At 70.1% G+C, this 13,779-nt stretch carries 10 protein-coding genes and 1 pseudogene; 5 read left to right on the top strand and 6 right to left on the bottom strand.

Annotated features, from left to right (window positions below; translation table 11 throughout):
* Nucleotides 1-19 precede the first annotated feature (19 nt).
* Nucleotides 20-763 (bottom strand): metallophosphoesterase, encoded by a 744-nt coding sequence (locus ACWCQM_RS34545; RefSeq protein WP_450919022.1) that lies wholly within the window; start codon nt 761-763, stop codon nt 20-22.
* A 177-nt stretch (nt 764-940) separates the two neighbouring features.
* Here ACWCQM_RS34545 and ACWCQM_RS34550 point away from each other — a divergent pair, with 177 nt between their 5' ends.
* Both ACWCQM_RS34550 and ACWCQM_RS34555 read left to right on the top strand, forming a co-directional pair.
* Nucleotides 941-1,546: a CGNR zinc finger domain-containing protein gene (locus tag ACWCQM_RS34550; protein ID WP_450919023.1), complete on the top strand. Its 606-nt coding sequence runs from the start codon at nt 941-943 to the stop codon at nt 1,544-1,546.
* A 740-nt stretch (nt 1,547-2,286) separates the two neighbouring features.
* A complete protein-coding gene (locus tag ACWCQM_RS34555; RefSeq protein WP_450919024.1) occupies nt 2,287-2,520 on the top strand; it encodes a hypothetical protein in 234 nt (77 codons plus the stop codon).
* A gap of 228 nt (nt 2,521-2,748) precedes the next feature.
* On the opposite strand, the gene ACWCQM_RS34560 is transcribed toward ACWCQM_RS34555, so the two are convergent.
* Nucleotides 2,749-2,904, bottom strand: coding sequence for a hypothetical protein (locus ACWCQM_RS34560; protein WP_450919025.1), 156 nt, complete (start codon nt 2,902-2,904; stop codon nt 2,749-2,751).
* A gap of 286 nt (nt 2,905-3,190) precedes the next feature.
* Nucleotides 3,191-7,234: a GDSL-type esterase/lipase family protein gene (locus ACWCQM_RS34565; RefSeq protein WP_450919026.1), complete on the bottom strand. Its 4,044-nt coding sequence runs from the start codon at nt 7,232-7,234 to the stop codon at nt 3,191-3,193.
* 380 nt (nt 7,235-7,614) lie between these two features.
* On the opposite strand from ACWCQM_RS34565, the gene ACWCQM_RS34570 reads away from it, so the two are divergent.
* Together ACWCQM_RS34570 and ACWCQM_RS34575 are read left to right on the top strand one after the other, a co-directional pair.
* A complete protein-coding gene (locus tag ACWCQM_RS34570; RefSeq protein ID WP_450919027.1) occupies nt 7,615-8,001 on the top strand; it encodes a peptidase inhibitor family I36 protein in 387 nt (128 codons plus the stop codon).
* Nucleotides 8,002-8,355: 354 nt separating this feature from the next.
* Entirely contained in the window at nt 8,356-9,000 is a 645-nt protein-coding gene (locus ACWCQM_RS34575; protein WP_450919028.1) for a dihydrofolate reductase family protein, read from the top strand.
* A gap of 179 nt (nt 9,001-9,179) precedes the next feature.
* Here the strand turns inward: ACWCQM_RS34575 and ACWCQM_RS34580 are convergent, their stop codons facing one another.
* The 3 genes and pseudogenes from ACWCQM_RS34580 to ACWCQM_RS34590 form a co-directional block, all read right to left on the bottom strand.
* Nucleotides 9,180-10,277: a helix-turn-helix domain-containing protein gene (locus ACWCQM_RS34580; protein ID WP_450919029.1), complete on the bottom strand. Its 1,098-nt coding sequence runs from the start codon at nt 10,275-10,277 to the stop codon at nt 9,180-9,182.
* A 4-nt stretch (nt 10,278-10,281) separates the two neighbouring features.
* Nucleotides 10,282-10,509 carry a hypothetical protein gene (locus ACWCQM_RS34585; RefSeq protein WP_450919030.1) on the bottom strand — a complete coding sequence of 76 codons (228 nt, stop codon included), beginning with the start codon at nt 10,507-10,509 and terminating at the stop codon, nt 10,282-10,284.
* 482 nt (nt 10,510-10,991) lie between these two features.
* Nucleotides 10,992-11,568: pseudogene (locus ACWCQM_RS34590) on the bottom strand (SDR family NAD(P)-dependent oxidoreductase).
* Nucleotides 11,569-11,729: 161 nt separating this feature from the next.
* On the opposite strand from ACWCQM_RS34590, the gene ACWCQM_RS34595 reads away from it, so the two are divergent.
* Entirely contained in the window at nt 11,730-13,772 is a 2,043-nt protein-coding gene (locus ACWCQM_RS34595; RefSeq protein ID WP_450919031.1) for a DUF4139 domain-containing protein, read from the top strand.
* Nucleotides 13,773-13,779 lie beyond the last annotated feature (7 nt).

A 13,779-nucleotide genomic window follows, 5' to 3' on the forward strand; every position in this document is an offset into this window, starting at 1 on the left:
CTCCCCTGCGCGCGAGCGCTTACGGGAGCACGACGCGGTAGTGGGTCGTCAGCCGCCGCTCGTCGTCCAGGACATGGAACGCGAGACCGGGCGGCTGGTCCCGGTCCGCGGCCCGGTCGCCCTCCCACGGCATGCGCAGGGTCCAGGTGATGGCCGGTCCGACGATCAGCGGACGTGCGGCGAACACCGAGGCGGCCGCGGTGTGGGCGTGACCCGTGAGAACGGCGGCGACCTGCGGGTGCGCGTCCAGCAGGTCGGCCAGGCCCCGGGGCTCCTGGAGCATGGCGGAGTCGGGCAGCGGGTGGTGGAGCGCGACCGGCGGCTGGTGGAAGGCGATCAGGGCCGGGGTGTCCTGCGGCAGCGCGGTGAGCGTGGAGTCGATCCAGGCGAGCGTCTCGGTGTCGAGGCGCCCCTCGTCACGGCCCGGGATGGTGGAGTCGCACATCAGGATCGCGGTGCCGGACACGTGGTGGAGCCGGTTGACCGGGCCTTCCTCGGGCACCTCGCCGAGCAGGGCCTTGCGGTACGCCGGCCGGGCGTCGTGGTTTCCGGGGCAGGTGAGCACGGGGAAGGGCGCGGCCAGGATCCGGGCCGCCTCCTCGTACTCGGCCTCCGCGCCGTGATCGGCGATGTCACCGGTGACCAGGACCGCGTCCACCGGGTGCGGCAGGGCCCGGAGGTAGTCCATGACGCGGACGGCACGCAGGGTCGCCCTCTCGCTGCCGTCCAGGTGCAGGTCGCTGATCTGTGCAAGCAGCGTCATTCCGCAGTCTCCTTCGATGGCGGGCCCGGCCGAGTTCCTGCGCCGGGGAGGGCGTAGGCGCTACGCCCTCCCCGGCTCCAACGGAAGTTTTCAGTTTTTCCGTTAGAGACCATAGGGTGTGCGCAGGGATGTGCTCAAGTGGTGGACGACCGGTGCCGAGGCGGAAGGGGATGCCCTGTGGAGCGCTGGCTGCCAATGGAACTGGCGAGCACGGTTCGCCACGACGGCGAAGGCGGCCCCGCCGACGACCTGGCCACGATCGAGGGAACGAAGCGCTGGATCCAGAAGCAGGCGGATCTGCTGGCCGATCACGTCGCGGTCGCGGAGCTCGCCGCGGACGAGGACGTCAGGCTCCGCATCATCGAGCTCCGGCAGGCGGTCCGGGCCCTGTTCGCCCAGGCGGTCAGCCCCGCTCCGCCCAGCCCGGCGGACGCCCACCACCTGATGCCCGCCGACCGGGCTGTGACCCACCTCAACACAGTCGCCGCGCGGGAACCGGTAGCCCCTCAACTGCACTGGCCGACCCGGGGAGTTCAGGGCACCCAGCTGCTGTCCGCGGAGAAGGACCCGTACGTACGGCTCCTCGCGGCCCTGGCCCGGTCCGCCATCGACTTCCTCAGCGGCCCGCAACGCGAGCAACTGCGCTCCTGCACCGCACCCCGCTGTGTGCGCTACTTCGTGAAGAGCCACGGGCGCCAGGAGTGGTGCAAGCCGTCCTGCGGAAACCGCGCCCGGGCGGCCCGCCACTACAGCCGCCGGCACACGGTGACTGAGGGCGGCTGAGGACGCGACTGGTCATCAGCGGTTCACGGGAGGCATCAAGCGGAGCGAGCCAGCGGCGCACATCGCCAAGAACGGCTGCACCGCTCGGCGGAACGCCATCGAGCGGGAGGCGAGGGTGGCAGCGTAGGCATCGGATTTGGGGGCATCCCGCGAGGACGGGGATCGCCGACGCCGGTCCCGGCGGGAGTATCAGTGACGGCAAGCTGGTCACGAAACGTAACTGCCTCTTAGCCCCCTGCTCCCACAGCAGCGAACCTCGCAGGAGCACTCCCGGCGAACCGCGGACGCGATGACGCCTTGTTCCTTTCGGTTCCGTACCTGTTCAATCAAGCAGATGAGTGAGGCTGCGGGGACGACGGGGCACCCTGGTTTCGGCGTGATGCTGGCATGGTTGCTGGACCACAGAGCGCTCAGCGTGCAGGAGTTGGCCAGTCGCGCCGGATTGACGGCAAACGAGGTCCGAGCGGTGCTCGTGGGGGAACCCCCAAGCGAGGGGCTGCTCCGGCGTATCGCGCCTGTCGTAGTTTCCATGCCGTCGATCTGTTCATCCTTGCGGGGCTGGCGGTCCCGGACGATATGGCGCCGTTGGACGCCGCGGCCGGCCGGTGGACACCGGGCATCGTGATGGATGCGGTGCACCTTTCCGCCGACGAGCGGCGTTAACTCCTGCAGCTGATCCGCTCAATACCGCAGGAAAAACGACCTTCGGCGAGGGTCGCAAGGAGCTGACGCCCCGCCTGGTGACGGACTTCGCAGCCCTGCTGGGGGTCAACGCCGGAGAACTGGCCGCGCTCACGGGCATCCACCTGCGTGAGGTGCCACCTCCTGCGGCCCCGGGAGCGGTGGACGCTGCGGTTCTGCTGTGGGAGGTGCGGCGCCTCTCCGCCGGCCAGGCAGAGCACGTCACCGAGCTGGCGCGCTGCATGCGCGGGGACTCCACCAGGGAGTACGTCCTCAATCTGCCCGGGTCCTGACACCTGCCGGGCACGCGTCCGTGGGCGTACGTGGAGGAACCCGTAAGGAGCTCACGGGCGTGGTCGCCAGGTGGCCCGGTCCGGGCGCGCGACGGGGTGGCAGGATGACGCGGTGTCCCACTCGCTGCATGAACTCTGGCTGCGCGGCATCGCCTAGCGGAGAACGCTGAGGGCAAGGCGCCGCCAACAGCTGCAGCGGACGGCGAGTGTGACGAAGTCTTCCCGCAGCTACCGGTTGGTCGAGGCCGGCCAGCGGTCGTGGCGGTAGGCGGGCCACTCGCTGGGCGAGTCGGTGGGTGCATTCCCAAGTCTCGTACGCCGGTGTTCGACCGGCTTGCTGATGAAGGTGCTGTGGGTGCCCTGGGAGTAGAAGTTCTCCGTCACCGTGGCTCCTGACGCTCCTGAGTGAATGACGACGCGGCAGTCGGTGAAGCGGTGGCCCTCTCCACCGCGGCGGATGCCGCCGCTCCGTCGTCATGGGCCGAGCACGGTCCGGCGGCGAACACCCACAGAGCAGGGTGTCGTCACGGCGGCGGCGGTCGTGCAGGCTGGCGTCCTGGGGTAGTTGGGGCCGACAACCGGCCGGGCTCCAGAACCGCGAGGCGCCCCGGACCTGCCCCTGCCTGCCGTGCGGATGCAGGGTCGGGGTGGTGGTCCGGGGCGCCACGGGTCAGGAGCTGTAGTCGCGCAGGAACAGCGAGGGTCTGGAGTCCGTCCTGGAGGCGTTGACGCCATCTCCTCGGGAGTAGTCCACCCCCTCGTTCGTGGCCCAGTCCTGGATCGGGCCGCCCGCACTTGTCAGATGCTGGAAGGTGCCCGCGTCACCTGCGGCGGAGCCGAACTGGTACAGCCGGGAGGTGTCGCCGTAGGGGTGGTAGGGCTCGTACGGGCCTCCGGGTACGCGTTGTTTGGCCAGGGTGTTGTGGAAGAAGACGTTCTGCGGGCCGGTGGAACCCGACCAGCCGATGCCCTTGCTGCCGGCGGCCCAGTAGACAGGCCACCAGGTGCCGTCGTCGCCGGCGCCGCCCTCGCCGCCGCAGTTGGTGTCGCACTCGCCCGAGGAGTGGTTGTACGGCACACGGACGGTGTTGTTCTCGAACAGGTTCCGGCGTTCCCAGCCGCCGTGCAGGTTGAGGTCGGAGTCGAAGTCGTTGCCGATCGCGACGTTGCCCGACGCCGACCACTGGAAGGTGAAGTGCCGCAGGTTACGGCTGGTGTTCGAGGCGTACAGGGAGTCCCAGACCCGTGACCCACGCAGGTAGCCGTTGCCGCCCTTGCCCTTGTTCCAGGAGCCGTCGAAGACGTTCCGCTCGATCTGGATGTTCCGGGCCACCTCGGTGACGACGGGGTGCGAGCCGACCATGTCGGCGCGCACACCCCGCACCCAGGAGTCCCTGGCCCACTTGAAGACGATGCCGTGCATGGCGTACTCGGGGGCCATGTTGCCGTAGTTGTGGACCGCCTGGGAGGGATCGAGCTGGTAGGTGCCGCCGCTGAGCTTCGGCAGGCCGTTCAGGTCCTCGGTGAAGGAGAAGTCCTCGAAGCCCACATCGGTGATCATCTTCAGCGCGGTGACCTTGCTGACGTACGGCTTGCCGCTCACCCCCAGGGGTGGCGAGCCGTCGGAGGTCGAGTCGACCGGGAGGTCGAACTCCAGCGGCTTGTCCAGGGTGACCGTTCGCTTCGCGGTGTCCACGGCGGTGATGGTGAACACCTGCTGGCGCATGTGCAGGTTCTCCAGCCGGCCGTCGTCCGCGGTGGCGCCCGCGACCTCCTGGGACTGGTAGAACTTCAGGCTGTTGGCGGCACCCACCCACAGGTCGCCGCCCGGCTTGAAGGCGTCCATGGACGCCTTGGCGTTCAGCTGGACGACCCGGTCGCCCTGGCGCGCGGAGTAGTTGGCGTCGTCCGAGGACCCGCCGACGGCGACTCCCGACTCCCAGTGCTGGTTGATCGATCCCTCGAAGAGGTCACGCCGGTTCTCCGGGATCTTGGACGGGAAGCCGCAGATACTGGCGTACTTCTCGGCGGCCTCCCTGGTCTGGACCCGGAAGAGGCCGCGGCCCGGCCAGATCCAGCCGCCGGTGCCGACGTTGTTGCCCGTGGTGAACTCGCACTTGTGCACCGTGCCGGTCTGGTCCCAGCGCTCGCCCTTGGCGGTGAGAACGTCGTACCTCGTGTTCTCGTCGGGACGGAAGACGATCCGCGAGCCGTTCGCCGGGTCCGAGCCCTGGCCACGTACGACCAGGTAGGAAGCGTCCACGGAGAGCTGCTTACTGACGTTGAGCGCCCCCTTGGGCAGCTCGATCACCGACAGACGGCCGGGACTCGCATGGGCGGAGCAGTCGTCGCGTATCCGGTCGATGGCCTTCTGGAGGCCCGCTGTGTCGTCCTGCCCGTCGTCGGCCTTCACCTGGAACTGCGACTCCAGTGCGGAGGGGCCGAAGTGACAGGCGGTGTCGGGGTTGCGGGCGGCGGCCGACGGCAGCAGTTCACCGCCGCGGTATCCGGCCCGGCTCCAGTCGGGCAGCCCGGCCACGGGCCCGCGGCGATTGCCACGCCCGAGATCCTGGCCCGAGTCGCCCACCGAACCGTCCACGGAGCCGGGCGGGGCGGACGGCCGACCCACACAGGAGGAGGCCACCGGCTGGTCGCCGAGCTGAGCGGCGATCTTCGTCAGGCAGGCGGCAAGCGCCTGCTGTCCGTAGCGGTTCGGATGGATCGCCTCCTGCTGGTTGCCCTGGGCATGCCACGGTAGGTCCTTCAACCCGTCGAACAGGTACGGGACCCAGCGCACCCACTCGGCGTGCTCGGCACCCAGCGGGGCCGTCAGCCGGTGACTCGAATCGGCCTGCCGCGTCGTCGTGCTGCACAGTTCATGCCCGGCGAACGCACTCTGCAGGTCGAGGAAGGAGACTGCGGCCTCGTTGGCCGCGCCGCGCAGCATGGCGCTGATCCGGGGCACCACGGAGGTGTGCGCCCAGTCGCTGTCGGCGTCCAGGAAGGGGCAGCCTCCGTTGATGTAGCGGCCGTAGTTGGCGGGCGGCACGGGTGCGTTCTCCGGGTCGCGGTAGTTGCGGCCCAGCGGCAGCGGGTTGGCGTAGGACTGGAGCACGATCTGGTACGTACCGTCGTCCTGCCCCGCCTCGCGGAGCACCGTACGGATCGCCTCGACCGCCCCTACGACCTTGGCCCGTACCGGATCGAGGCTCTCGGCGAACTCCTTCTCCTTGGCGCCCCGGCAGCCCTTGTTGAACAGCGACGGGTAGAAGTACGCCTTGACGCAGTCCTGGAGGATGCCGGAGAACTTCAGGTCGTTGCCGCCGACCGAGAGCACCACCATGCGCACGTCGTTGTTCTGCGCGATGTCCCGGAGGTCCTCGACCTGGGGCCGCTGGCCCTTGAAGCCGGTCGTGGTGACGTTGTCGGTGGTGGCGCCGGAGCAGGCGATGTTGAAGCGCCGCTCCAGCGGTACGCCGTCGAGTTCGAGGCCCCGGATCTCGGCGGAGTCGGACCGGTCACAGGCGTCGGCGCCCCGGTCGTACCCGGTGTCGCCGTAGACGCGGGACACATCGTGGTCACAGGTGCTCTCGTCCGCGTTGCAGTTCACCGCGGCCCGGTCGGTGCCCCAGGCCGAACCCGCTGCCGAGGCAGCCGCGTTTCCCGCCCAGCGTCCGCCCTCGCCGGAGATGTAGCTGTCGCCCATGGAGACCACGGCTGGAGGCGGACCGCAGGAGTCGTCGGCCGCGGCGCGGGCGGCACGGGCTGCCGGGTTGTAGACGGTGACGCTGCCCCAGCTGTCGCCGCATGTGGGCCCGCCGGCAGGGGCGAACCGCACCGGCCAGTGGTCGGAGGTTCCGTTGCGGCCGTTGAGGGACACGGAGAGGTTGTCCAGCTGGTCACTGGCGATCATGTAGTCCAGTGCGTAGCCGGAGAGCTGGGTGGTCGCGGGGGTGCCGTCGGGGCGGCCGTTCTGAGTGGCGTAGAAGGTGCTCGGGAATCGGCCGCGGGTGGGGGCGGCGGAACTGTTGAAGTCGCCCAGGGCCCGCCAGCGCTGCCCGGCCATGGTCTGGGAGATGGTGTTGATCAGCGCGACGGCGTGCGGGTTGGGAGTGTCCCCGGAACGGATCGACGCGGCGTGGATGTTGAAGTACCAGGTGTCACCCACCTGTACGCCGAATGCGGGGCGGGTCCTGATCCACTTGTTGCCGGGATCCGCGGCGGGCAGCACGCGGATGCGCGGGGCGAGGGTGCTGAGGTCGTCGGGGGCGTCCTTCAGCCACATGGCCATGGATTTCTGGGTGTTGCCCTCGGTGCCGGCGTCGGGGTCGTCGGTTCCGTTGGTCTGGCCCCAGGCGGCCTTGTCCAGGATCTTCAGGTAGATCAGGACGCCGGGTGCGGCGCGCGTTCCAGGTTTTCCCCAACGTGCCGCACTGACACGGTACTTGAGGCTGGGCAGTCCGGTCGGGGTCTGCGTGGTGTCGGTGCTGTTGTCGAGGAGCACCTGCTCGCCCGTGAAATCGCTCGGCGGCTTCACGGTCTCCTGGAGAGCGATCACGTCGGCGGCCTTGAGCAGGGACGACCTGACGAGGTCCCAGCGGGTGCCGCCCTGGGTGTTGAACGTGATGGACGGCTCGGTGACGCCCTCGGCCGCCTGTGCCGAGGTGGGTACGACCATCGTGACGAGGGAGGCGAGTAACGCGGTGCAGAGCATCTGCACGAGCGTGCGCCGGGGTCTGGGGCCGGGTCTGCGCCGGGTGGCGCGGTCCGGCATGTGAAGGAAATGCAGGGACACGGGTGTCTCTTCTCTGGGGCCGCTGGGTGCGGCGTCTCCGGAGCCGCAGGATGCGGCTTTCTGCCCACGGGATGTGGTGGATAACAGCGCGAGACTACAAAGTTGATCTTGCGGTATGAGCCCAACGCCGTGAGACTGGCGCATTACTGACGGCGGGACGGCTTCACAGGGAACACATGGCTAGGATCTCCCGTGAAGATCGCGGTGCGTCGTTCCGTGCGGTCGGTACCGGGCCGCACCGGCGGCTCAGAAGGTGGTGTTCCATGGGGATGGGTTTAGTGGGAATGAAGTCGTTGAAGATGGCTCTCGCGACGGGCGTCGCATCCGCTGCGGCGCTGCTGTCAGCCGCGACCCCGGCCTCCGCGGCCAACCCGCCGTACGCCGACTGCCCGGGCTGGGCCCTCTGTCTCTACCAGCACGGCGGGGGCACCGGGTCCAAGGCCCTCATCACTCCGGCCACCGGCAACGTCAACCTCTACAGCGTCCACTTCCTCAACGGGGACCTGGCCAACAATCAGGTCTCCTCCTGGCTCAACAACTCCACCTGTCAGGTGAAGTTCGTCGACGACCCGGCCCACTACTCGGACCTGGACTTCACGCCGACCCACCAGTACGGCGCCAGGGGCGACTGGGCCGGCGAGTACGCCAACGACAAATTGACAACGGTCCAGTTCTACTGCCCCTGAGAGGGCATGAGATTCGGATCTGCCGGTCGAACGGTGCAAACAGAGTGGTCGGGGCTGCCGGCAGCTGCTCCAGCAGCTGAGGCAGCGGCTGCGGGAGTCCGCCCCGGAGGGCGAAATCACCGACCGTCCCGGCTACGGTGCAACCAATCCCGCGCAGGCATGGCTGCGGCAGTTCCTGCCGGGCGGCGAGGGCACCGTGGCAGGTGGCAGGCGCGTTGACCGCGCATCCGTGTCCCGGCTCGGCTCGACTGGCCGCCTCCAGTGATTGCATACCCCTCACACCAAGTCTAGGCTCGCCCACGCTCAGTATGTGCAGTGCGCAAACACATCGCTTCGAGGGCAGGAGTCCGTGCCATGTCCCGCGTGAGAGTCCACAACTTCTCCGTCTCCATCGATGGATTCGCCACCGGTGACGGGCAGAGCCTCGACGCCCCGTTCGGCCACGCCGGCACACGGCTCCATGAGTGGTTCTTCCCGACCAGGACCTTCCAGCAGATGCTGGGCAAGACGGACGGGAGCACCGGGGTCGATGACGCCATCGCCGGCACCTGGAATGCCGGCATCGGAGCGGAGATCATGGGCCGCAACAAGTTCGCCCCCCAGCGCGGGCCATGGGAGAACGAGGACTGGAACGGCTGGTGGGGGCCCAACCCTCCTTTCCACACCCCGGTGTTCGTCCTGACTCACCACCCCCGCCCGACGGTGGAGATGGAGGGCGGCACCAGCTTCCACTTCATCGACGCCACACCGCAGGAGGCACTCCGTCAGGCGCGCGAGGCCGCAGGCGGTCTGGATGTGAGGATCGGCGGCGGGCCGACCACGGTCCGCGAGTTCCTCGCCGAAGACCTCATCGATCATCTCCACATCGCCGTCGTCCCGATCATCCTGGGCCGCGGTGAACGCCTGTGGGACGGCCTCGAAGGACTCGACACGCGCTTCCGGACCGAGTCCGTGACAACCCCCGGCGGCGTCACACACCTGACGTTCACCCGGCCGTAGGCGCGTAAGGGCGTGGGGACTGCCCGCACAGGCGGCACTCCTCGTGAACGATCCGCTGCCGGGCGGAAGAACCCGAACCGGGGCGCGGCCCTGCGCCACTCCCCCGCGGCGCCTCATCATCGGTCGCGATGATCACCGCCCCGGTCAGTCGGCGATCCGAACTCCACCCGATGCCGCGCTCAGTACTGCGGCCAGCGTCTGTGGTCTCTCGGCGCCCTCTTCGGCAACCATCGCTCCGCCATGCGCGCGATACGTTTCGGCGGTGCCGGGGCCGCCGTCCTCCAGGACGCGTCGTGCGCCTGGAAGGCCGGGAGGTGTGCCGAGTCAGGCAAGCTGCTCACGGGCGGGCCCGCAGGCGTTGGGGGAATGTGCTGGATACGAGTGCTGAACTCGACTTGAGGACAGGGGTGTTCGTATCGGCGCGGTGTCCTGATCGGCAGTCCGGCGCGGGTGCGGCCGGTGGAGGGGAGGCAACGTCGGGGGCCGCCGCCGACGCGCGGTGCGTCGTTGTACAGGTAGTCCCTGAGCACCCGGTCGCGAAGGTACCCGGAGTCCCACCCGGCCATGGGCGCCGTCATCAGCACAACAGAGTGCCGCTCCGGCCCCGGCGCACGTGTGCCCCGGACTGCCGTCCTGCCGACGGCCGGGGGGCGATGGGCGTGGAACTCCGCGATCCTGTCCCACGCACGCTCCCAGTCCCGGACCTTGCCGGGGGCCGCGCCCAGCGCCTCCATGAACGCGGTGATATGGCCGCGCGAGGGAACCGCTCCCCCGCGCAGGACCGCGCTGAGGCTGCTCTTGGGCAGCCGGAAGCGCCGGCCGTCTTCCGTACGCCCCGCCCTCGCCTGCAAGAACCCCAGCGAGGGCTGACCTTCCTCGGCCCGTGCGTGGATCATCGCCCTGCGCAACTGCCCGAACGTCTCGATCACTTCAGGATGTGTCAGCGCGAACCTCACCGAGCTGGCCAGGTCCTCGAACTCGGCCGCCGTCTCGTCACGGCGGCGAAGCTCCTCCTCGGAGCGCCGAGCCGCCTTCCACAGTCGGACCGCGAGCGCGACGTCGGCGTCGCAGGCCTTCGCGTACGCCTCGACGAGGTTGCGGGAAGGGACCTTCCCGCTCGCGCCCCGCGAGAGCATCGACGCGGTGAACCTGCCACCTGTCAGTTCAGCCATCGCCGCGTAGGTGACGCCCCTGCGCTCGCGCTGGGCGCGTAACCACAGCGCGAGCGCTTCGGACTGCCGGGTCTGTGCGGCGACGGCGTTCTCACGCCGGCCCATCGGATCAGACTGCCCCGGGGGGCGACACCGCCGCCGTGCGCATCGCCCGCAACGAGCTCAGCGCCACGCACAGGGCACCCGCGATGAACTCGAGGGCGCCGAACACGGGCAGGCCGGCCAGGGCGAACACTCCCGCCACGACGACGACCACGACGACAACGACCACCTCACCGGAGGTCAGCGCTCCCGGAGAGGCGCTGGACGGCCAGGGCGGGAAGAGCGGTGAACGCATAGGTGTCTCCTGCTGATGTCATGTCAGAACTCTGTGATAAGTGCTGACTTGGGCTGCACCGTGAACGCCGACGGGGACTTCCAGGTCCCGGACCGTCAACGTGCCGCGATCCTCTCACCAGCAACCCGGGCATCACAACGCACGGCCCCTCGGTCAGGAGCGTTGATACACGAACGTCCAGAGCGCACCGCCGCGATGCGGGCGAACACGTGGCCGAGCTCACCGTCCGCAATCGGGAAGCCGCAGTTCAGGAGAGTGAAACCAAACTTTTCATTCATTTCCGTCCATCGGGCGTTGCCGAACACGCGCACACGATGACACCCTCCTACCAACGCTGCCCCAGGTCCTCGTGCCTGCGGCCCCCTGGCGTCGTGGCTGCACCATGGAACAGGGACCGGGCACCACCGCGTTCCAGCGCGGCGCCCCGGAGGGTGGCGCATCCCTCACCGGATGCCGCCACCCTCGACCGTTTACGACACCCCTCAGGCGGTCGCCGCGAATGCGTCGACGCCTGTCAGGCCTGCGGACAGCGCCCACAGCCGCGCGGCCTGCTCGGGGTCGGTCGCGTGTGCGTGCACGCCTCCTTCCGAGCCGCCAACGGCCGGCTCGGCGATGTCGCAGTCCTCGCAGTACACACCGCCCATGCCGGCCAGTTGGGGCGAGGTCGCCGCCCACACCTGGGTCGCCGCGCCCTGCGCGGGCGTCTTGAAGGTGGGAGGCCATGATTCCGGCATTGTTGATGACGATGTCGGCCTGGCGGCCGGAGGCCAGGAAGCGGTCGGCGAAACCACGGACGCTGCCGAGGTCCGAGAGGTCGAGGTCCTCGGTCTCGACACCGTCGATGCCCTGGACCGCCTCCTGAGCGGCCTCCCGTCGGCGGGCGGGGACCACGACGTGCGCTCCGGCACGTGCCAGGGCGCGGGTCGTCTCCGGGCCGAGTCCCGAGTAGCCGCCGGTGACGATGGCGGTGCTGCCGGACAGATCGATCCCGCGAAGTACGTCGTCCGCGGTGCTCCGGGCGCCGAGGCCCGATCCGATCCTGTGCTGAGGTGTGGTCATGGCGGCCAAGCTAGGTGCTGGACCGCGCTCTATGGCAAGTGCCGGGGAACGGAGTCGTCCTCGTGGGCCGGCCGCCCCGCGCGGGCGTGTTCCGTCGGCCTCGACGCGCACCGAACGTCCTGGCGTAGGCTTCGCTCGGCGTTGGACAGGGGGCGGACGACATGACGGTCGAGGCAGCACAGAGGTGGGGTTCGACCCTCGATTCTGTGGTGGTGTACGAGCGGGGCGCGGTCTGCCGCCGTCTGGCTCGGGGCAGCGTGCCGCCGGACGGCAGGGTGCGCGTGACGGGGCTGCCCAGGGCCCTGGACCCGGGTTCGCTGCGGGCCCGCGTTCCGGGCACCCCCGGAGTGCGAGTCAGCGAGGCCCGGGTGGAGGTCGAGGCCGAACCGCAGGACGTTTCCACGCCCGACGAGTTGCGGCACGAGGTCGTGCGGCTGCGGGACGAGTACGGGGCGGCGCAGGTTCGCCGGGACCACCAGCTGACCCTGATCGGGGAGACAGGCGCGCTGCGCCCGGTGCCTCCGCCCCGCAGGCGCGAGGACGGGCACCGTCGCACCCCGGTCGATTCCTGGCTTCAGCTGGCCGACTTCGTGGACGACCGGCTGACGGGACTGCACACGCGCCTCGTCGAGCTGGAGGAAGCGCTGCTCCGTGCGGAGCACGAGCTCGGCATCGCCGTGGACAGGCTCGCCCGCGCGTCCACCGACGTGCCGTCGGCGCACGTGGACACGACGGTGTCGGCCCTGCTGATCGTCGATGCCTCGGCCTCCGGTGACGCGTCGGCAGAGGTCCTCCTTGAACTGGAGTACGGGGTGCCTGGCGCCGTCTGGGTGCCGACGTACCGTCTCAGCCACCGTCAGGGCGACAGCAGCGGCCGTCTGGTGCTGCGGGCCTCGGTGGCCCAGCGCACCGGGGAGGACTGGACCGGGGTGTCCCTCGCGCTGGCCACGGCGGACCTGCGGCGCGACACCGGACTGCCGAAGCTCCGCTCGGTCAGGATCGGGCGCCGGCAGCCGCCGTCGGCGCGCACCGGCTGGCGGGAGCCTCCGGCGGGGCTCACCGACCTCTTCGCCGGGTACGACGCGGCCGGCCCCCGCCCTGCCCCGATCGCCGTGCCCGTGGCCGCCGGGGCCGTTCCGCCACCGCCGCCCGCGCCTCCGGGGTACGGCGCGCCTCCCCCTCCCCTCCCGATGCCGGGCGGCGCCTCCCCCGAACAATTCGCCGCCGGAATGCCCGCGCCCGCACAGGCCCGGAGGTCGCGTACGGGCGGCGGGCCCTCGTACGGGGGCGCTGCTCCCCTGGCGGCTGCCGCCCCGGCCGCGCCTGGCTCGCCCCCGCCGCCGTCCGCGGCTCCGGTGACCGGTCCGCCGCAGCCCAGCGGCGCCGAGCTCGATTACGCCGCACTCGAGCTCTGCGGCCCCGAGGAGCGGTCGGCGCGCAGGGGGCGGCTGTTCCCCGGCTCCTCCGTCGACGCGGTGGCGGCCGAGTTCCGCAGGCGCGCCGAAACGGTGGCGGCGCTTCCGCTGCCGGGGCACGCTGTGCGGCCCCGTGAGTCGGCGGGTTCCTTCGACCACCGTTTCGACACCGCGGCCCGCGCCGACATCCCGTCCGACGGCACCTGGCACACCGTCACCATCGGGGAGATCCCGGTCGGCACCCACACCGAGTACCTCTGCATCCCGTCCGTGGAACAGACCGTGTACGCGACGTTGGTGATCTCCAACTCCACCGACCAGGCTCTGCTCGCCGGCCCGGTGGACGTCACGGTCGACGACGACTTCCTGCTGACCGCGGCGTTGCCCACGCTGGCCCCCGGCGGTGTCCGGCGGCTCGGGCTCGGACAGGCCGAGGGCGTCCAGGTCACCCGCCGGACGAATCTGCACGAGTCCACGGCGGGCTTGCGCAACAACACCACGGTCCTCGACCACCGCGTCCATGTGGAACTCGCCAACCGCCTCGCGCTGCCCGTCACCGTCGAGGTCCGCGAGCAGGTGCCCGTCACCTCCGACCCGGATGTCCGGATCGAGGAACGGGCCGACTGGACCGTACCCGAGGACGAGGGCGCCGATGCCGGTCACCGGGCACCGGGCACCCGTGTCTGGCGGGTCGAGCTGCCCGCGGGCGGCACCGCCGTGCTCGACGGCGGCTACGAAATCCGAATCCCGGCCGGCAAGGCCCTCGTCGGTGGCAACCGCAGGAGCTGACACACAC

The sequence above is a fragment of the Streptomyces sp. NPDC002125 genome (assembly GCF_053593715.1).